This is a genomic window from uncultured Tateyamaria sp. (genome assembly GCF_947496075.1).
GTDB lineage: Bacteria > Pseudomonadota > Alphaproteobacteria > Rhodobacterales > Rhodobacteraceae > Tateyamaria.
Genome location: NZ_CANMBJ010000001.1, coordinates 12434 through 32521, shown reverse-complemented (window position 1 = coordinate 32521; position 20088 = coordinate 12434). Strand labels below are relative to the sequence as shown.

Here is a 20088-nt window from a genome sequence, read left to right as displayed (position 1 = left end):
ACTATAGGCGCAAAATGGAATTGTTTAGTGGCACTGGGCTGCCTAGAAAGCGGACGGCGTGAACATAGAGAAAAATGACGCGGAAATGGTCAGCAAGCTTACTCAAGACCCACACAGCACACGCGACGGCGAACGCGAAAAAGTGCTGGAGGTTGCCATCGGGCGCGAAGTCCGGGTGTTTCGACGTCAGCAGGAAATTACCGTGGCCGAACTGGCACAGATCACCGGTCTGTCGATCGGGATGCTGTCCAAGATCGAGAATGGCAATACCTCTCCGTCCCTGACGACGCTGCAACTTTTGGCCAACGCGCTGTCGGTACCGCTGACCAGCTTTTTCCGTCGGTTCGAGGAAAGCCGCCAAGCGGTTCATACAAAGTCCGGCGAAGGGGTGTCCATCGACCGCGAAGGCACGCGCGCGAACCACCAGTACAACTTGCTCGGCCATATCGGGTCGAACGCCTCTGGCGTGATTGTTGAACCATATCTGATCACGCTGACAGCTGAATCGGACGTGTTCCCGACCTTCCAGCACGGCGGGATCGAGACCATCTACATGCTCGAAGGCGAAGTGGATTATCGCCACGGTGACGAGGTCTATCCGCTCAAGCCGGGTGACACACTGTTCTTTGATGCCGACGCACCGCACGGGCCGGAAAAGCTGGTCACGCTTCCAGCCCGCTATCTGTCGGTCATCAGCTATCCGCAAAACGCCTGAGGACTATTTTGCCAGCGGCGGCTCCGTCTCGAAATCCGGCCAGACACCCGGTGAGGTGGGCAAGCCGTCATCGAACTGTGACAGGTAGTCCAGCATCATCGGCCGGTTGTCGATGAACCCTTTGTAGGTTGCCAATTCAACGGGCAGATCGCGCACCACGCGGTGCAGGCGGCGGCCCCATTTGGGCATCGTCATCAGGTCTTGGAAGCTGCAGAGGTAGCATCGGATCGGGAACACCAGCGCATTTGAACGGGGCAGGCGGAAGAAGGTCTGCAATTCGACCCGCAAATGCTGTTTTGCGCCGATGTTTTCCGGTGTCAGCGTCGTCTTCTGGATGCCCCATTTGTGGTAGTTCTCGGGGCTGGTATCGAGCAGCGGATTGACCGTCATCGTCCAGTTCAACCGGCGGGCGGGCGCGCCTTGCTGGATGTTCAGCAGGAATTTCAGGGCCCGGACAAAGATGCCCTTTTCATGCGCCAGCGGCACCGGTGCGTGCCATTCGAAAAAGTTCATGCCGATGTCGAAATCCAGGCTCCAGTCCGCCTGCGTCGTCACCATGCCTGCGTCCATCCACAGGTTGTTATCCCGTTGATCCAGAACGCAGAAGTCGCCTTGGGTCTGGCGGGTGATGTACTCCATGGGCCCATAGGGCAGGGTGGTGTCATCGAGGAAAGTGAACGTGTCATCAATGCCCATCGGCTTGTTGACCCACCGCCACGTGTCGCCGTCACGATGCAGTTCGAACAGATCCGGGTAATCCTCGGACTTCGACACCATGATCAGTTCCAGCAGGTCCCAACCCGCAAGCGTCATGTGTGGTAGCGACTGGCAGCGCAGCGGATCGTCCGCCAGCACCATCGCCCGGTCGCGCATCTCGGCCACGTAATGCTCGTCCACATCAAACCGCTTTTCATAGACGGACCCTTCGGGCCCGCCCCGGTGCTGCTCCATATTGACGGCATACATGTAGCTGTCTTCGTGGAACGGAAACGGAAACCGCTTGATCGCCCAGTCCGAGTTGTGGAACGAATAGTCGTCGCGGAACGTTTCGTCGTTGAATTGAATGGTCATCGTTCAAGCTCCAATGTCCCGATAAAGCGGCTGACGCAGGGCATGATCTTGCCCCCGCTGGCATGTTGATCGTCGTCCAGCCAGTGATCGCGGTGCACAAACTCGCCATCCGCGCGCGCCACGTCCGTCTCGCACTGGCCGCACGACCCGCCGCGGCACAGGAACGGGGCTTCGACCCCGGCGCGTTCGATGGCTTCCAGCAGGCTTTCGTGTTCGCCCACAGTGATGGTCTTGTCGGACTTACACAGGCGCACCTCAAAGGGCACGCCGGGTGCGGGTGCCAGAAACTCTTCGGAATGCACATGGGCATCCGGCCAACCGGCGGCGGACGCCGTCGCGTGCACCCAATCGATCATGCCCTTCGGGCCGCAGACATATGCATGCGTGCCCAGTGGTTGGCCGTCCAACAGGCTCTCCAGTTCAATCGACTGGTTCTGATCATCGTAATAGACATGCACCTTGTTGGGATGCTTGTAGGTCAGCTGATCCACATAGGTCCCAAGCGCCTCGGTCCGGCAGGCATAGTGCAGCTCCCACGCGCCGCCCATGCGCTCAAGCTGGGCAATCATCGACATGAACGGGGTGATCCCGATGCCGCCTGCGAAAAACACGTGCTTGCGCGCGCGCAGGTCGAGCGAGAACAGGTTCACCGGGAAGGTGATCGTCATCTCGTCGCCGACGGACACGCTGCGGTGCATGAAAAGCGACCCACCGCGCCCCTCGTCATCACGACGCACGGAAATCGCATAGATATTCAGATCGGCAGGGTCTGACATCAGCGAATAGGGGTTCAGGCGGGTGCGATCCCCGTCCTGCATGGTCACGACCGTATGCGCGCCGCCGGAAAAGGGCGGGAACAATGCGCCGTCGCGGCGCTTGAATTCGAATCGCGTGACAAGGTCATTGATCGGGGTCACCGCCGATATGACAACGTCGATCTTTTCGGCGCCGGGCTTGGCTTTCTGCGGGGCGGCACTCATTCGTAGATCCCCTTCGGCGCGGGCACATTGCCCGGATCCTCGGCGTCGATGCACACGCCCTGATAAGCGGCCAACCGGCGCGAGTAGTGATCGCGCACAAACAGGTTCAGCCCGCAATGGCTGCACACAAACGGGTCGGTTTCCACATCTTCGGTGATGCCTTTGCAGTGCACGCACTGCATCCGACGGGCGACGGACCCGCGATGTTCGGTCTGAATGGCGGTGTGCGGGATACCCGCCTGCATCGCCTCGTTCTGGGCCTGGCCCATCAACCCTTCGGTGCCGGTCAGGTAGACCTGCAACCCCATATGCGCGTCCTGCAAGACACGGCGGATGCGCTGCACCGACGCGGCATAGGTGGGCCCCTCATAAAACTGCGCGGGGTTCAGTGCGCGCAACTGGTCGGTAAATCCGGCACCGCGCGGGATATAGATGATGTGGGTCTTGGCCATCAGATCGGGTGTTGCGATGCCAAGGATCGCCTCGGCCCCTTCCGCGTCCGCAATCATCAGATGCCCTTTGCCCGGTCGCGCCTTAAGCGTGCCATAGACCGGCCTGCTTTTGATCGACGGGGGAAATTCGAATTTCGACATACCTGTCCTCGTCACATGAAAAGGGCGCGGGGGGCTTTCCTCGCGCCCTTTGAAAATCAGCCCTTGGCGGTGCGGATCGACTTGTCCTTGTCATAGAACGGCATTTCCTCCGCCGTCGCGGCCAGTTCCGTTCCGTCCGGCTGGACCACGGTCAACTTGGTGCCGGGCACAGCCACGGACGGATCAAGTCGCGCGATCGCAACCGAATAGCCGTTCAACTCGGATGACAGTCCATAGGTGATCACGCCCACATCCTTGCCGTCGTGATGGACCCGCGCAAACATCTCCATCTGGTCCATCGCGTCGCCTTCCAGCTGCACGCCATAAATCTTGAACCGCTCCTTGCCCTTCATGGCATAATGGTTCTCGGACCCGATGAACCCTTCCTTGCCGGGGGAGACTGTGAAATCCAGTCCCAGTTCCCACAGGCTGTCGCCTGCAGGTGTGCGGTCTGCAAAAGGGAAGGTCTCGGAATTGTCGCCGGGATAGAACAGCAGATACGACTCAATCCGCAGCATATCGAGGGTCGAGAATTGCGTCGGGCGCACGTCGTCGCCACCCGCTTCCAGCACGTTGTCCCAGATATGCACTGCATCCTTGGCGCGGCAGAAGATTTCATAGCCGCGCTCGCCGGTGTAGCCGGTGCGCGAGATCATCACGTCGCGGCCATAGAGGCGGGTCTGCATGATCCCGAAATAGGCCAGATCGCGGATGCCGGGAATGTCCTTGGCCAGAATGTCGACCGCCTTCGGACCCTGCAACGACATGTCGTGCAGGTCATCATCCATGATCACGGAACAGTTCTTGGCGGCAGCAACGGTCGTCAGCTGCTCCATACCGATACCGGTGCCATGCACGACTAGCCACGAGTTGACGGCGATGTGGTAGATCACGCAGTCGTCCACAAACAGCCCGCGATCATCCAGCATGCAGGCGTAAACGGCCCGACCCGGCGCGATCTTTTCGACATTGCGGGTCGTAACGCGGTCGATGACATATGCGGCGTCCTCGCCCACCACATGCACCTTCTTCAGGCCCGACACATCCATCAGGCCAGCCTTGGTACGGATCGCCTCGTAATCGGCTTTGGCGCGCTCAGGCGTGTTGTCGTAGAACCACGCCGTTCCCATACCATTCCAGTCTTCAAGTTCGCCGCCGATTTCGGCGTGGCGTCCCGCAAGGGCGGATGTTCTCCATAGAATGGCCATGGTGTTTTTCCCTGTTCGTTATGAGTCTTGTTGTGACGTATTGAGCCTCAGCCTATTTTGAAAAGCAAGAATGCGATGCAACTTTTTTTCCTGCTGGGCAAATTCTGAATAGATAAGGGGCGACCGCTGGCCGCCCCTTGCGTACGTCTGGCGTGTTTACTTCTCGAATTGCTTGGTCTTGGCGCTTTCGGTCTTCTGTCCAAACAGCAGCACTGCCACGCAGATCACCATCGCGATCAGGGTATAAAGGCCCGGCATCGCGCCTCCCCACCCCATGAACATTGCCCCGTCGACCACCGACCAGCTTGCTTCGTCATATGGAAAACCCATGATTTCGTCCTTTCTGTTCGATTATTCGCCGGGCGCCAGGTTGACGCCAGGTGCAGGGATGCCTTCGGGGTAGCCCTCGGCCGGGACCTTGACCATGTCCATACCTGCGATTTCCGCGCCTTCAGGGATGCGCAGCATGCCCAACATCTTCAAGACATATGACACGGCATATCCCGGAACAAAGCCCAGCAGGAAGAACACGACCGCACCGACGATCTGACCGATCAGGCTGATGGTCGGTACTTCGCCTGCCGCCCCTTGCAGCGACGGATAGCCAGAGGCGAACACGCCCAGCAGGACCACACCATAAAGGCCGATGGTCCCGTGCACGGTGACCGCACCCACCGCATCGTCGATGCCGCGGTTTTCCAGCCATGTGGCGCAAGGCTTCAGGATCACGCCGGCCGAGAAGGCGACGATGAAGGTCAGGGCAGGATAGTAGATATCCAGACCGGACGCGGTCGAAATGATGCCCGCAAGCGCACCCGACATCATCCAGAACGGATCACGCGTCAGCACCCATGCACCTATGATACCGCCCGCAACCGCCATCAGGATGTTGAAGGCCAGCGCCGACAACGTGATGGGCGTGCCGTAGATGGTGGATGGCTTGTCCGCAAACCAGCTCCACGCCTCTCCGGGCACGATCACACAGGCCATGAGGAAGCCCCAGAAGCCCACGATGATCAGCATCAAACCCGTCACCGTCAGCGGCATGTTGTGCCCAGCGATGTGATTGGCGCTGCCATCCGCGTTGAACTTGCCGATGCGTGGCCCAAGATTGATCAGAACGCCCAGGGCAAAGAATCCGGCGACCGCGTGCACAAGGCCCGCCGCACCAAAGTCATGCACGCCCCACTGCGTGACCAGCCAGCCATCCGCGTGCCAGCCCCAAGCGGCGGCGACAACCCAGGCAAACGAGCCCAGAACCACAGCCAAGATAACAAACCCAACCGTCTGGATCCGCTCGATCACAGCACCCGACATGATGGAGGCGGTCGTTGCCGCAAAGAGCGCAAAGGCGCCAAAGAACACGCCAGATGCCTGATCCGCGATGTTCGGCCCCATGTACTGCGCGCTCTCGCCCCAACCCCATGCGATTGCATTGGCGTATTCGACGCCCGAGATGCCTGCAGGGCCTGCCGCACCGGGCAGACCCGTGGGGAAGCCCCAATACACCCACCAGCCGAAGAAATAGAAAGTCGGGATCATGAACGCGAAGGCCAGGATGTTCTTCACCCCTGAACTCAGCACGTTCTTCAGGCGCGACGCCCCCATTTCATAGGCCAGGAACCCCGCATGAATGATGATCATCAGCGGGATGGTCAGATAATAGAATGTCTCGGCAAACATGGTGTTGGTCACACCACCCTTGCTTTGCAGCGCGGCAATCTGTGCCGTCAATTCTGCGATTTGCTCTTCCACGATGAACCCCCGTGTTGGACTGTTGGCTTTGTGCGCCGTCGTATGCAGTGCGCGACGCTGGCCAAAGTGAAACACGACACGTTTCGTCTGGCGACTCTTTTTTTAACTGCAGTGAAAAATAGTTTCCCATTGGTTGAGCATGTGATGTAACGATGCTAGCGTTCGAGTCGAACGACAGATCACTTTTTGGGAGGGCCTTCGCCATGTGCGGGATTGTCGGACTTTTTCTGAAAGACGCCGCGTTGGAACCGAAACTTGGCGACATGCTGACGGACATGCTGATCACCATGACTGATCGCGGTCCCGACAGCGCCGGGATCGCAATTTATGGTGATGAAACAACCGGTAACGCAAAGCTGACGGTTCAATCGAACACACCAGATGTCGACTTTGACAAGCTCGATAATGAGTTGCGCAAGCGGGTCAAAGGCAAGGTGTCGATGGACATCAAGGACACCCATGCAGTCCTCTCATTGCAGGCTGATCAGGTGGCCGTGGCCCGTGAAATTCTCACTGAAATTCGACCCAATCTGCGGGTGATGAGCCACGGCTCGACCCTCGAAATCTACAAAGAGGTCGGACTGCCCAAAGATGTGGCAGACCGCTTCGATATCCGGCAAATGTCCGGAACGCACGGGATTGGGCACACCCGCATGGCGACCGAGTCGGCGGTGACGACCATGGGAGCGCACCCGTTCAACACCGGCATCGACCAGTGCCTTGTGCACAACGGATCGCTGTCTAACCACAACTCGCTACGTCGCAAGCTGCGCCGTCTTGGCGTGCATATCGAAACCGAAAACGACACCGAGGTGGGTGCGGCCTACCTCACGTGGAAAATGCAGACCGGTTCGACCCTGGGCGAAGCACTGACCTCAAGCCTTGATGACCTCGACGGGTTCTTTACATTTGTCGTGGGCACCAAGGACGGCTTCGGCGTTGTTCGTGACCCGATTGCCTGCAAACCCGCTGTCATGGCCGAAACCGATCAATATGTCGCCTTTGGGTCGGAATACCGGGCACTTGTGAACCTGCCCGGTATCGACACCGCCAAAGTGTGGGAGCCGGAGCCCGCAACCGTCTATTTTTGGTCGCACAATGCGGCCCCAACCGCGCAAGAGAAAGCGGCATAAATGCAAACATTTGACTTGGAAGCGCAGGGACTTCGTGCGCTCAACTCTACCCTGCACGCGCAGGCGGACAATACCAACCAGACACATTGGGAAATCGTGAACCCAAAGGGCAGCCATGCAATTGCCGTGGGCCTCGATGCGCCGATTGAAGTAAATATCAAAGGTTCCACAGGCTACTACTGCGCGGGCATGAACAAGCAGGCCACCGTGCATGTGCACGGCTCTGTCGGCCCCGGTACGGCTGAAAACATGATGTCCGGCATGGTCGTGGTCGAAGGGGACGCGTCGCAATATGCAGGTGCCACGGGCCATGGCGGCACGCTGGTGATCAAGGGCAACGCGTCGTCGCGCTGTGGCATCTCGATGAAAGGCATCGACATCATCGTGCACGGCAATATCGGGCATATGTCGGCCTTCATGGCGCAATCGGGCAATCTGGTGGTCTGCGGGGATGCAGGCGAGGCACTGGGCGATTCACTTTACGAGGCGCGTCTATTTGTGCGCGGTTCGGTGAAATCGCTTGGTGCCGACTGCATCGAGAAAGAGATGCGCCCCGAACATATCGCACTGCTCGAAGAGTTGCTGGAACGTGGCGGCTGCGATGCCAATGCGTCCGAATTCAAGCGCTACGGATCGGCACGCAAACTGTATAACTTCAACATCGACAACGCGTACTGAGGGCCGGAATATGAAAGACGACCAAAAGGGCGCACCACGCACAATGCCGATCCAGTCGGCCACCTTCTCCAACCCGGTGAACGCTGAAATTCGGCGGGCCGCAGCAACCGGTATCTACGACATTCGGGGCGGCGGGGCCAAACGCAAGTTGCCCCATTTCGATGACCTGCTGTTTCTGGGCGCGTCTATTTCGCGCTACCCGCTCGAAGGCTATCGCGAGCGCTGCGATACCAACGTCACGCTCGGCACACGGTTTGCCAAGAACCCGATCCAACTTGACATCCCGGTGACGATTGCGGGCATGTCCTTCGGCGCTTTGTCCGGCGGTGCGAAAGAAGCACTGGGTCGTGGCGCCACGATGGCTGGGACGTCAACGACAACCGGCGACGGTGGTATGACTGAGGAAGAACGCGGCCATTCCAACAAGCTCGTCTATCAATACCTGCCGTCGCGCTATGGCATGAACCCGGACGATTTGCGCCGCTGCGACGCGATTGAGATTGTCGTGGGGCAGGGGGCCAAGCCCGGCGGTGGCGGCATGCTTCTGGGTCAGAAGATCAGTGATCGCGTCGCTGAAATGCGCAACCTGCCCAAGGGGATCGACCAACGCTCGGCTTGTCGTCACCCAGACTGGACGGGGCCAGATGATCTGGAGATCAAGATCCTCGAATTGCGTGAAATCACCAATTGGGAAAAGCCGATCTACATCAAGGTCGGCGGCGCGCGCCCCTATTTCGACACCACGCTGGCGGTCAAGGCGGGCGCAGACGTCGTTGTGCTGGATGGGATGCAGGGTGGGACGGCAGCCACGCAGGACGTGTTCATCGAACATGTCGGGCAACCAATCCTCGCCTGTATCCGCGAAGCTGTACGGGCGCTTCAGGATCTCGATATGCACCGCGAAGTGCAGCTTGTTGTCTCGGGTGGCATCCGTACGGGTGCGGATGTTGCCAAGGCCATGGCCCTTGGAGCTGACGCTGTTGCCATCGGCACCGCCGCTCTGATTGCGCTTGGGGACAACGACCCGAAATGGGAAGCTGAGTATAACGCGCTCGGCACCACTGCAGGCGCTTATGACGACTGGCACGAAGGGCAAGACCCCGCAGGCATCACCACGCAGGACCCTGAGTTGATGAAACGCTTTGACCCCATCGAAGGCGGGCGGCGGCTCAACAACTACCTCAAGGTCATGACGCTTGAGGCGCAGACCATCGCGCGCGCCTGTGGCAAGAACCATCTCCACAATCTTGAGCCGGAGGATCTTTGCGCCGTGACGCTGGAAGCGGCGGCCATGGCGAAAATTCCACTGGCGGGCACCGACTGGTATCCTGGCAAGCCCGGCACCTCTTACTAACCACTCAACGAAGGGCGCGGCCATCACAGCACGCGCCCTCACCACATAAAAAGACCAACAGGAACAGATAGATGACCACTGATCTTGCCAAGTTCGCCGCCGAGAATGGCGTCAAGTATTTCATGATTTCCTTTACTGACCTCTTCGGCGGTCAACGGGCCAAGTTGGTGCCGGCGCAAGCCATTGCCGACATGCAGGAAGACGGCGCAGGCTTTGCGGGTTTCGCCACCTGGCTCGACATGACGCCGGCGCATCCCGACATGCTGGCCGTGCCGGACCCGTCCTCTGTCATCCAACTGCCGTGGAAACCTGAAGTGGCCTGGGTCGCAGGCAACTGCGTGATGGAGGACGAGGACGTCGCCCAAGCGCCCCGCAACGTGCTACGCCGCCTGATTGACGAGGCCGCAGCAGAGGGTCTGCACGTCAAGACCGGGATCGAAGCTGAATATTTTCTTATGACACCGGACGGTGAGCAAATCAGCGACGAATACGACACCGCCGCCAAGCCTTGCTACGACCAGCAGGCGGTCATGCGCCGCTATGATGTGGTGCGCGAGATTTGCGATTACATGCTCGATCTCGGCTGGGGTCCGTACCAGAACGACCATGAGGACGCGAACGGTCAGTTCGAGATGAACTGGGAATTCGATGATGCCTTGCGCACCGCGGACAAGCATTCCTTCTTCAAGTTCATGACGAAATCCGTGGCTGAAAAACACGGCTTCCGCGCGACCTTCATGCCCAAACCGGTCGAGGGTCTGACGGGCAATGGTTGCCACGCCCACATCTCGGTCTGGGACGCAGCCGGGGCGGATGCGAAAACCAATGTGTTCGCGATGGAACCCAACGACAGTTCTCAAACAGCAGAGCTGGGCTTGTCCGAAAAGGGCCGTCACTTCTTGGGCGGCATCATGAAGCATGCAAGCGCCCTCGCGGCGATCACCAACCCGACGGTCAACAGCTACAAACGCATCAACGCTCCCCGCACGATGTCTGGCGCCACATGGGCGCCGAACACGGTGACGTGGACGGGGAACAATCGCACCCACATGGTGCGCGTACCGGGTCCGGGTCGGTTCGAACTTCGCCTGCCGGACGGGGCGACGAACCCCTACCTGTTGCAGGCGGTTATCATTGCCGCTGGTCTTGATGGTATCCGCACCCAAGCCGATCCGGGCAAGCGCCACGACATCGACATGTATGCCGAAGGCCACAAGGTGCGGGGCGCGCCAAAGCTGCCTCTGAACATGCTGGATGCCCTTCGTGAATACGACAAGGACAAGGGGCTGAAGGCCGCGATGGGCGAGGAATTCTCGGCCTCTTACATCAAGATGAAGACGCAGGAATGGAATGACTTTACGGCGCATTTCTCGCAGTGGGAGAAGGACAACACGCTGGATATCTGATGTTTGTCCCCGCGGGGACAGCCTGTGCGGCGGAGCTACCAGATTTAAACTGCTTTGACATTTGTACGCGGGATCAAGGGATTGATCCCGCGTACTTTGCATTCGTCGAAAATTAACCAGAATTCTGGCAAGCTGACGCCGATGACGAGCGGTCGCGAAATCTAGCGTAACCAGCCGCTGCGTTGCGCAATCGTAGCGTACCAAAACAGAGCTGCGCCAACGAGCAGCGCAAGGAACGTGCTGGGGGCCATGCCGACAACTGCAATCGTCTGGACCACTGTCAGTCCGATGGCCAGCAGCGACACCGCAAGGGCCACGGTGGCCATCCGGCGCCGCAACAGCAGCAAGATGCACCCAAGCGCCCCACCAAACACGGCAAAGCCAAAGGCGAGCGTGGCCCAAAGCGGACGCGCGGCAATGATGAGCTGATACAGCTCTGGCATCTGGGCGACCGCGTCAGGGTTCATCTGGGTGACGAAGTTCAGGCAGCCCATCAGGTTCCACGCGAGGCCCAACCCCGCAATGATCCAGAAGCTGAAATGTGGTTTCGCCATATCTTGTTCCGTCCCTTTTGCTCGGATCATCAGCGCAAAACACACTCATGTACACCTAAAAGGCGCACTGTATGATTTTACTGTGGTTCAAAATAGTTGACTTGCAGGGGCGATAACGGTCGAATTGACCCAACGCAAATATCGTCAGGAGAGTCGCTCAATGCCCAAACGTATCGCCATCATCGGGGCAGGTCCTTCGGGCCTCGCACAATTGCGTGCCTTTCAATCGGCCAAGAAGAATGGCGAGGATATTCCCGAGATCGTCTGCTTCGAAAAGCAGTCCAACTGGGGGGGATTGTGGAACTATACGTGGCGTACGGGCGTGGACCAATATGGCGAGCCGGTGCACGGGTCGATGTATCGCTATCTGTGGTCCAATGGTCCCAAAGAAGGCCTCGAATTCGCGGACTATTCCTTTGAAGAACATTTTGGCAAGCAGATCGCATCGTATCCGCCCCGCGCCGTTCTGTTCGACTACATTCAGGGCCGTGTGGATAAGGCGGGCGTACGGGATTGGATCCGGTTCGAGACGACAGTGCGCCGGGTCGAATTCGAAGACGGTTCATTCAGCGTGACGGTCAAGGACTTGCCCAACGACCGGGAATACACAGAAGAGTTCGATCACGTGATCTGTGCGTCGGGCCACTTCTCGACCCCAAATGTGCCGGAGTTTCCTGGCTTCGAGAGCTTCAAGGGCCGCGTGCTGCACGCCCATGATTTTCGCGATGCGTTGGAGTTCAAGGATCAGGATATTCTGATCGTCGGCACCAGCTACTCGGCTGAAGACATCGGCTCTCAGTGTTGGAAGTACGGGGCCAAGTCGATCACAGTGTCACATCGCACGGCGGCCATGGGGTATGATTGGCCGGACAACTGGGCCGAGGTGCCGTTGCTGACACATGTGAGCGGCAAGACGGCGCATTTCAAGGATGGCACCAGCCGCGATGTGGACGCGGTGATCTTGTGCACAGGATACCAGCACCATTTCCCGTTCATGGCAGAAGAGTTGCGCCTGAAGACGGCGAACCGGTTGGCAACGGCAGACCTGTATAAAGGCGTGGCATGGGTGGATAACTCGGCCCTGTTTTATCTGGGCATGCAGGACCAGTGGTTCACCTTCAACATGTTCGACGCCCAAGCCTGGTGGGTGCGCGACGCGATCATGGGCAAGATCGCGATGCCGTCAAAGGCTGAGATGCAGGCTGACGTTGTGGATCGTGTGGCGCGCGAGGATGCAGGTGAAGATGACTATGACGCGATCTGGTATCAGGGCGACTACATCAAGGAATTGATTGCCGAGACGGATTATCCGTCATTCGATGTCGAAGGCGCGTGTCAGGCGTTCAAGGCGTGGAAGGGTCATAAGAAGCAGGGCATCATGACCTTCCGTGACAATTGTTATGCGTCGGTGATGACAGGGTCGATGGCACCCATCCACCACACGCCGTGGGTGGATGCGTTGGATGACAGCCTAGAGGTATACTTGCAGAATTAGGCCTTGGCGGAGGTCGTCTTGGCCTGCGCACTTAACACCGGCGGTGTGTCGAACTCATTCCGCCACAGCACCAGACACAGAACCGGGTCATCGCGCGTTTCCATTGCGTGCGACTGGTTGCTTTCGTGAAAACTGACGTCTCCGGCCCGCAGCGTGGTGTCGGGCGCGTCTGCCTTGCAGAAGATCGCCGCGCCGGAGAGGACGAGGTAAAGCTCTTCTGCCGGGTGATGGTGCCATGGGTAGTAAAGATGCGGGGGCATGTAGACCATGAAAACGCGCGCGGTTTGCGATGTGAATGGACCCTCAGGTCCGATGATGCAGTAGCATCCGAACCGATCCATGAAATGATCGCCGATATCGGTGTTCTTGTAGGTTTCGCGCCAATGCGCGTGTGGTCCGGCGCGGATGATCGCCTTGGACAGCGCCTCGTAGGTCGGATCGTGGTCCCAGCCGGTTTCCTGCGTCATGTAGGTGCTGCAGGGGCAGGGTTTGGGCGTCACCGGCTGCGGCGTTACGTCTGTCGGAAACGGAACAAAGGCGCGCACGTCCGGGTGCTGACGGCACACCGCTTGGGTTGTGTGCAACAAGGGTTCAAAGACATTTTCCGCATCCATGCCGTGAGTCTGCGCTGCAGTCGGTCTGATCGTCTTGCGTAAAAACGACGTGAGGCCGCGTGTTCAATCCTTGGGTGCGATGCGGAGAAATACGTAGGTCTGCTGGAGTGCGCCCTTGTCCTTGATCGACACGCTGATCTGCGCCGCTTCTGTTTGGAATATGCGCAGGTCGTAGCTGTCGGGATGGTTGACGCCCTGATCAGTGACGCCATCGGTGTTGAGGCATTGAGTGGTTGCGCTCAGTAGCGCGGTAAAGGCCGCTGTCGCGGCATCGGCGCGGTAGTCGAAGGGCCAGCGGCAGTTGATTGCCTGCGCGCCGGACAGATCCAGTGACGTGCTGCAGGTGCCCGGCGTGCCATCGGGAAGCGCGATTTCGGTGGTTGTGCGTGCGGTCAGATCCGCGCAATACGTGTTCGCATGGGTGGCGCTGGCGCACAGCAACAAAAGACCAGTGGCGCGGATCATGGGGCCACCAGCCGTTCGCCTTCGACCAGTTCGAAGGGGGTGGGTGGGGTTGTCTTGCTGACCCAATAGAACGCGCCGTCCCACTCCATGACGAACCATCCTTCCCAATCGTCGTCCCGGGGCCAGATGCTTTGGTATTCGTCTTTCTCAACGTCGATGCGCCATTGCCCAAGGGCTGACCGGGCGCCGTCCTGAGCGTAGATCGTGGTGCCGTCGGGGGCGAAATACTGGCGGTAGGGGGTGCCCTCCCATTTGCCGATGGCGGTGTTGCCGGACAGGAGCGCGTCGATCTCGTGTGCCTTGAGTTTCACCGACTGTGCGTGGGCGGGCAGCGCGAGGGTGAGAAGCGCGATGAGGAAGACGCGGCGGATCATGAGCGGGGTCGCTCTTTTTTCGGGTCGTAATGAGCGAAGGGGACGACTTCCGCGGGCAGCCGTTTCTGGTGGCCGTCGAGTTTGCCGACCTCGACTTGGGTGCCGATGTGGGCGTGGGCCACGTCGATGCGGGCGAGTGCGATGTTCTTGTCGAGGAGCGGCGAACGCATGGACGATGTGACCTCGCCCACTTGCGCACGGCCGATATGGATGCAGTCGCCGTGATCGACCTGCACGTTGCTGTCGATGTCGAGGCCGACGAGCTTGCGGCTGGGATGTTCCTTGCGCCGGATCAGGGCGTCGCGCCCGATGAAGTCGTCGGGTTTGGATTTGAGCGGGACGGTGAAACCGATGCCTGCTTCAAACGGGTCGGTCTGGTCCGAGAAATCATAGCCTGCAAATATAAGCCCTGCCTCGATCCGCACCATGTCGAGCGCTTCCAGCCCCATGGGGCGCAGGCCGTGGTCCTGGCCCGCGTTCCAGATCGCATCGAAGATTTCGGGGGCGTGTTTGGGGTGGCACATGACTTCGTAGCCCAGCTCGCCTGTATAGCCGGTGCGAGAAATGACGAAAGGCGTGCCGGATTCGTTGTTGAGGCGCGCGGGGGTGAAGCGGAACCAGCCCAGCTGGTCGAACTCGGGGTTATGCGGCGCGGTCCAGACGATTTTGCGCAGAAGATCGCGGCTTTCTGGGCCTTGGACGGCGACGTTGTGGAGTTGGTCGCTGGAGGAGCGGACGAGGACCTTGAGACCTAGTTTGTCAGCTTGTTCGCGCAGCCAGTCACCGCCATAGTCATTGCCGCCGATCCAGCGGAAGTTGTCCTTGCCCAGCCGGAACACGGTGCCGTCGTCGATCATGCCACCATGTTCATAGCACATCGCGGTATAGACGACGCCGCCGACGGCGAGCGTTTTCATGTTGCGGGTGAAGACATATTGGCAAAGCGCTTCGGCATCCGGCCCCGTGATCTCGAACTTGCGCAGCGGGGACAGGTCCATGATCACCGCTTTTTGGCGGCAGGCCCAGTACTCCTCGATCGGGCCCGCTTCGGCAAAGCAGTTGGCGAGCCAGTAGCCATTGTATTCGACAAAGTTGCGGGTGTGCTTGGCAAAGCTGTCGTGGAAGGCGGTTTGTTTGGTCATTTTAGGGTCCGCATCAGGGGTGGGCCGGTAGGCGACGCTGCGTTGGAAGGTTTCGCGCCCGCTATAGGTGCGCACGTGGATGTCGGTGGGGTTCCAGCCGTTGGCGGCGGTGGTGTCATCGGGGCAAGCGGAGGACACGCAGACGATGTCCGTCAGCGCACGCAGCAGGACGTAGTCGCCGGGGCGCGACCACGGCTCGTCTGAGTACATGACGCCGTGTTCGTCGAGATATGTGTTGAAGAAGAAGTTGATCGCCATCCAGCCGGGGCGGCCGGTGACGTTGAACGCGGACAGGGCCGTGTTGAAGTTTTCCGAGCAATTGACGTGACCGGGGTATCCGATGTCGTCATAGTACTTGGCCGAACATGCCAGCGCGAAGGCATCGTGGCGGCCGCAGGTGTCTTGCACCACTTCGACCAAAGGCAGCATTTCCTGATCATAGTATTTCGCGTGCAGGCCGGGCATGGGGTAGGCGTGGCCCATCAGCGTGCGGGTCGTCGTCACGTCGAGAGCGTGCTCGATCCCCTTGTCGAGCTTGCGGGCCGAAAAACATTCGAAGTCGGTGCACTGGCGACCATCCACATCGATGATCTGGATGTAGTCGCCCGCTTTGACAAAGAACGCCTCGGCCGTGGCGCTGTGCACACGGATGTCGGCCACCGGGTCGGCCAGCGGATCGGGCAATTCGAACTTCACATGGCTTTTGATCGTGGCGCGCCGGATCATCACGGTCAGGGGCGTGACGGTATCCTGCACTTCGGGATCCATGGCACTGCCAGGGGCCGCGATGATCAGTGTGCCGTCGCGGGTGACGCGCATGTCTTCTTCGGCCTTGGCGCGGGTGCCCGTGTCAAACAACCGAACTGCGCGCGCTGCGGCAAGGTCGATGCGGCGCGCATCAACGCCCATCCGCAAGCCGCGCAGGGATTGGTCACTGCCCGTCAGCAAAGCCCGCAGACCATTGGCAGGCGCGTCCGCAGGGCGATCCAGCAGGCTGTCGGCGACACGCCCTTGATCATCAGCGCAGACCACTTCGCAGACCTGACCACCTTCGTCGTTGATGATGGTCACCTGATCGCCAGCTTCGACCGGGATCAGTATGGCCCCACCGCCCTGCACGACATAGCGTTCGGTGCCGGGCGGCAGAGAGAACTGGGCAGGCTGAATGATCTGGCTGGGACGCGGCGGACCGGGCTTCACCTTGGGATAAGGATCGTCAAGCATCGTCGCCTCCCATACCGCCTGATTTTTGCACTAGCGGAATAAATGTTTAACTGTGAGAATAACGAAGCGGCTGCCATGCCGCAAGCAATGGGGCAGTGCTAGGTGAGAAAAATATATCAGGGTTTGATGGGCCGCCAATGGGTGCGTTGACGCTCGGCCTGATCGCGGCGTTTTGCTGGGGCGTGCACGATACGCTTGTGCGCTACATCTCGCAGCGGGTGGGTGTTTTCCAGTCCCTGTTTCCGGTGCTGGTGAGCGGATGTATCGCCACAACCATATTGGCAGGCGCGCTTGGCGCAGGCGGGCTTGCAACGGATGCTGCCGTCTATGCTGTTCTGTCAGGTGTGATCTTTGGCCTCACGGGGGCCGCATTCTATAAGGCGCTGGCGATTGGGCCGGTGCGGGTCGTGGCTCCGATTGTCGCGAGCTTTCCCATCCTGTCTGTGGGCTGGGCCGTGATGAATGGACAGACCGTGACGGCCTTTCAATGGGTTGCGGTGCTGATTGTGGTCACAGGCTGCGGGTTCGTTGCCGCCACGTCAAAGGATGATACAGGTGCTGGTGCGCAGCCTGCAGCCATCCTGTGGTCTGCGTTGGCGGCCATCGGGTTCGCAGTGTCCTTTGCCGTTGGACAACTGTCCGTCGACGGCGGGTCGGAGATGACAGCCATCGCGGTCGCGCGCGTGGCTGCGGTCTGCGTTGTTGGAGTGGCTGCGCTGATCCTGCGGCAACCGGTCATACCGGCCAAGTCGGCGTTGTCGGTGCTGGCGATCATGGGCGTGCTGGACGCTACGGCCATTGGTGCTGTGATGCTGGCGGGCAGTTTTGCCTATCCCGCCTTTGCATCTGTGGCGGCGTCAACCTTTGGCGTGCTGACCATCATTCTGGCTGCCGTATTCCTGCGCGAGGCGGTGGCCCGTATCCAATGGCTCGGGATCGCGGTTGTATTCATGGGGATTGGCTATCTGGCGGTCTGACGACCCTCATAGGTCAAAAGCTGGATGCTTTTGCGTGACCGCATTTTGGACGGCGTCACACCGTATTCCCCTTTGACCGCCTTGGCCATGGTTGTGCAGGAGGCAAAACCGCAGGCAATAGCGATGTCTATCATGGGCAGCAGGGACTCTTCGATCATGGTGCGCGCACGTTTCACCCGCAGGCGTTTATAGAAACGCGCGGGCGTGTCGTTAAACGTGGTGCGGAACACCCGCTCCAGATGCCGGGTCGAGACACCAACCCGCGCCGTGATTTCATCCATGGACAGGGGGTCGTTCACCGTGTCTTCCATCAGGCGGATGACCTTGGTCAGGCGGGCGTCAAACATGCCTTCGTTGTCCGCCATGCCCTTGGGTTGCTCCGCGTCGCTTTTGCGGAGGGTTTGCAGCAGCAGGTGATTGCCAAGCTCGGCCACCTGCGGGCTGGTCAGGTAGGGCGCCACCAGGCCCACCATCAACTCAAGCGTCGCCCCTGCACCTGCGGCGGTGATGATGCCATCGGAGTTTTCACTGAGATGCGTGGTGAGCTTGGGATGGTAGCCCGTTTCGACAAGGTTCGTGATGTCGCGCCAGTGGGTGGTAACGCGCCCACTGGGGGCCTTGGTCGCCTGAATATAGGCCGTGGCGGCGTCGGACAGCACCACCACGGTGCGCGCCTTGCGCTGCATCGCGCGTGCCCGCGCCAGCCATTTGCCTGCTGCGGCCCCCTTGCCGCCGACCACAACCATCATGTCGGCAAGCCGGTGGTCGCCAATGGCCGGTTCGGCCCGCACAAGGGCGCCCTGATCACCCGCGATGATGCCGGGTGTGTCGGTGCTGTAGCGCCAGGAGAACAGATCGCGTTCCAAAAGCGTGTTGGCAGTGGCCAGCACGTGGGTGATTGATGTCAGTTCCAGCCCACTGAACCCCTTGGCCACGTGGATTTCGATCACCCGCGATCGCACCTGGATGTCTATCGCGGCGGCGACGTCGAAGCGGTTGTCGGGTTTGCCCATCTCAATCCATCCATCCTGCTGCGACCTGACGCTGGTGCGCCACGGTTGCGTTGCGCATCAGAATTGCCACCGTGACCGGCCCAACGCCCCCCGGTACCGGGGTGATCCAGCCTGCGATGTCTCCGACCGCGTCCGTGTCGACGTCGCCCACGATTTTGGGTGTGCCGTCTGGCCCGTCGATCTGGTTGATCCCGATGTCGATCACCGCAGCACCCGGCTTGATCATGTCGGGACCCAGAAAGTGCGGAATGCCGACCGCCACGACCACCACGTCGGCTCGGCGCGAGTGCATGGCAACCGACCGGGTCAGGTGGTGGCAGACGGTGACGGTGGCCCCTTCGGCCATCAGCATCATGGCAGCAGGTTTGCCAACAATTTCGGAGTGGCCGATCATCACCACTTCCAGCCCTTTGAGGTCAAGGCCCGTTTCCTTGATCAACTCGACGCTGGCCGCTGCCGTGCAGGGGGCAAGTGCCACGTCGGAATAGACGATGTTGCCGATGGACGCGGGGTTCATCCCCTCGACATCCTTAAGCGGGTGGATCGCCGATTGCAGCGAGCGCAGGTTGATGTGATCAGGCACAGGCCGCTGAAGAATGATCCCCAGCACCTCGGCGTCATCATTCATGCGCTGGATTTTCGCCTTGGCCTCGTCCTGAGTGATGTCGCCGTGCCAGAATTGGGTTTCAAAGGGCAGGTTGGCGCGGGCGGCGCCGCGTTCCTGATTGCGCACGTAGACCGCGATTTCCGGCACGTCACCGATCGAGACCGAGACAAGCCGCCCAATGGGGCCGTTCTCTTCGATGAAAGTACGGCAGGCGTTCAGGATCCGGGCAGCGACAGAGCGGCCGTCGATGTGATGATGGGTCTGGGCGCTGTCTTTCACTGGGGCTCCGGTGACATTTGCTGTGCTAACACGTTCGACCGTTCCAGATTATTTCCCTTAGTGCAACTTTTTTTACTGTTGGTGTGGGTGGCTGTTGAGTAAAACCCTAGACGCTGGCCATCCCGCCGCCACTGGTTACACTTCTTGAATGGTGACCTTAGAGTTCCTTGCATCTGAGCCTCCTGCGGTATCGGACTTTGACGCCCCAGTACGCGTCACATTGTTCGACTAAAGTGCGTATTGATTCAAAGCCCGTTGTCGGGGCGCTGCGGCGCAGCGCGATTGAACACAGGCAAGGTCGGCTTTGGGCCGGAACAAATCCTACTTTTGGCGCTATTCACTAGGCTGGGTTTGTTGTTTCAAAACTGCTGAAGCGCTGTTGCGGTAAGACAGCGAACCGTTGGTATCCGGTTTCGAAGGAGAAAGAGAATTCAACAACATGCGGTAAATT

The 20088-nt window shown here is 59.7% G+C and carries 20 protein-coding genes; 7 read left to right on the top strand and 13 right to left on the bottom strand.

Features of this window, described 5'->3' with window-relative positions:
- The first annotated feature begins 85 nt into the window (after positions 1-85).
- Complete coding sequence (locus tag Q1A51_RS00155; RefSeq protein WP_299605541.1) at positions 86-715, top strand: helix-turn-helix domain-containing protein; 630 nt, start codon at positions 86-88, stop codon at positions 713-715.
- 3 nt (positions 716-718) lie between these two features.
- Here the strand turns inward: Q1A51_RS00155 and Q1A51_RS00150 are convergent, their stop codons facing one another.
- The 6 genes from Q1A51_RS00150 to Q1A51_RS00125 form a co-directional block, all read right to left on the bottom strand.
- Entirely contained in the window at positions 719-1786 is a 1068-nt protein-coding gene (locus tag Q1A51_RS00150) for a DUF3445 domain-containing protein (RefSeq protein ID WP_299605538.1), read from the bottom strand.
- Positions 1783-2766 carry a PDR/VanB family oxidoreductase gene (locus Q1A51_RS00145; protein ID WP_299605535.1) on the bottom strand — a complete coding sequence of 328 codons (984 nt, stop codon included), beginning with the start codon at positions 2764-2766 and terminating at the stop codon, positions 1783-1785. The genes Q1A51_RS00150 and Q1A51_RS00145 overlap by 4 nt, the downstream gene beginning before the upstream one ends.
- Complete coding sequence (gene dmmA, locus Q1A51_RS00140; RefSeq protein ID WP_299605532.1) at positions 2763-3359, bottom strand: dimethylamine monooxygenase subunit DmmA; 597 nt, start codon at positions 3357-3359, stop codon at positions 2763-2765. Before dmmA ends, Q1A51_RS00145 begins: the two co-directional genes overlap by 4 nt.
- Before the next feature lie 56 nt (positions 3360-3415).
- Positions 3416-4567, bottom strand: coding sequence for an aminomethyltransferase family protein (locus Q1A51_RS00135; protein WP_299605529.1), 1152 nt, complete (start codon positions 4565-4567; stop codon positions 3416-3418).
- 156 nt (positions 4568-4723) lie between these two features.
- Positions 4724-4897 (bottom strand): hypothetical protein, encoded by a 174-nt coding sequence (locus tag Q1A51_RS00130; RefSeq protein WP_299196343.1) that lies wholly within the window; start codon positions 4895-4897, stop codon positions 4724-4726.
- Positions 4898-4918: 21 nt separating this feature from the next.
- Positions 4919-6322 (bottom strand): ammonium transporter, encoded by a 1404-nt coding sequence (locus tag Q1A51_RS00125; protein ID WP_299605527.1) that lies wholly within the window; start codon positions 6320-6322, stop codon positions 4919-4921.
- 203 nt (positions 6323-6525) lie between these two features.
- Here Q1A51_RS00125 and Q1A51_RS00120 point away from each other — a divergent pair, with 203 nt between their 5' ends.
- The 4 genes from Q1A51_RS00120 (at position 6526) to glnT (ending at position 10893) form a co-directional block, all read left to right on the top strand.
- Positions 6526-7455 (top strand): glutamine amidotransferase family protein, encoded by a 930-nt coding sequence (locus tag Q1A51_RS00120; RefSeq protein ID WP_299605525.1) that lies wholly within the window; start codon positions 6526-6528, stop codon positions 7453-7455.
- Positions 7456-8133, top strand: coding sequence for a GXGXG domain-containing protein (locus tag Q1A51_RS00115; RefSeq protein WP_299196352.1), 678 nt, complete (start codon positions 7456-7458; stop codon positions 8131-8133).
- Between the two features lie 10 nt (positions 8134-8143).
- Complete coding sequence (locus Q1A51_RS00110; RefSeq protein WP_299605523.1) at positions 8144-9487, top strand: FMN-binding glutamate synthase family protein; 1344 nt, start codon at positions 8144-8146, stop codon at positions 9485-9487.
- A gap of 71 nt (positions 9488-9558) precedes the next feature.
- Positions 9559-10893, top strand: coding sequence for a type III glutamate--ammonia ligase (glnT, locus tag Q1A51_RS00105; RefSeq protein WP_299605521.1), 1335 nt, complete (start codon positions 9559-9561; stop codon positions 10891-10893).
- A gap of 161 nt (positions 10894-11054) precedes the next feature.
- On the opposite strand, the gene Q1A51_RS00100 is transcribed toward glnT, so the two are convergent.
- Positions 11055-11447: a hypothetical protein gene (locus Q1A51_RS00100; RefSeq protein WP_299196358.1), complete on the bottom strand. Its 393-nt coding sequence runs from the start codon at positions 11445-11447 to the stop codon at positions 11055-11057.
- Between the two features lie 160 nt (positions 11448-11607).
- On the opposite strand from Q1A51_RS00100, the gene Q1A51_RS00095 reads away from it, so the two are divergent.
- Positions 11608-12942, top strand: coding sequence for an NAD(P)/FAD-dependent oxidoreductase (locus tag Q1A51_RS00095; RefSeq protein WP_299605519.1), 1335 nt, complete (start codon positions 11608-11610; stop codon positions 12940-12942).
- Here the strand turns inward: Q1A51_RS00095 and Q1A51_RS00090 are convergent.
- The 4 genes from Q1A51_RS00090 to Q1A51_RS00075 form a co-directional block, all read right to left on the bottom strand.
- Positions 12939-13556: a dimethylsulfonioproprionate lyase family protein gene (locus Q1A51_RS00090; RefSeq protein WP_299605518.1), complete on the bottom strand. Its 618-nt coding sequence runs from the start codon at positions 13554-13556 to the stop codon at positions 12939-12941. The genes Q1A51_RS00095 and Q1A51_RS00090 overlap by 4 nt on opposite strands.
- Positions 13557-13619: 63 nt before the next feature.
- Complete coding sequence (locus Q1A51_RS00085; RefSeq protein ID WP_299605516.1) at positions 13620-14021, bottom strand: hypothetical protein; 402 nt, start codon at positions 14019-14021, stop codon at positions 13620-13622.
- On the bottom strand, positions 14018-14395 hold the full coding sequence (locus Q1A51_RS00080; protein WP_299605514.1) for a hypothetical protein: 378 nt from the start codon (positions 14393-14395) through the stop codon (positions 14018-14020). Before Q1A51_RS00080 ends, Q1A51_RS00085 begins: the two co-directional genes overlap by 4 nt.
- On the bottom strand, positions 14392-16761 hold the full coding sequence (locus Q1A51_RS00075; RefSeq protein WP_299605512.1) for an aminomethyltransferase family protein: 2370 nt from the start codon (positions 16759-16761) through the stop codon (positions 14392-14394). The genes Q1A51_RS00080 and Q1A51_RS00075 overlap by 4 nt, the downstream gene beginning before the upstream one ends.
- A gap of 137 nt (positions 16762-16898) precedes the next feature.
- Between Q1A51_RS00075 and Q1A51_RS00070 the strand changes: the two genes are divergently transcribed.
- A complete protein-coding gene (locus Q1A51_RS00070) occupies positions 16899-17738 on the top strand; it encodes a DMT family transporter (RefSeq protein WP_299605510.1) in 840 nt (279 codons plus the stop codon).
- Here the strand turns inward: Q1A51_RS00070 and Q1A51_RS00065 are convergent.
- Positions 17723-18751, bottom strand: a complete 1029-nt coding sequence (locus Q1A51_RS00065; RefSeq protein WP_299605508.1) for a helix-turn-helix domain-containing protein — start codon at positions 18749-18751, stop codon at positions 17723-17725. The genes Q1A51_RS00070 and Q1A51_RS00065 overlap by 16 nt on opposite strands.
- Position 18752: 1 nt before the next feature.
- The gene (locus Q1A51_RS00060; protein WP_299605506.1) at positions 18753-19637 is read right to left on the bottom strand and encodes a bifunctional 5,10-methylenetetrahydrofolate dehydrogenase/5,10-methenyltetrahydrofolate cyclohydrolase; all 885 of its coding nucleotides are present in this window, start codon (positions 19635-19637) and stop codon (positions 18753-18755) included.
- Between the last annotated feature and the right edge of the window lie 451 nt (positions 19638-20088).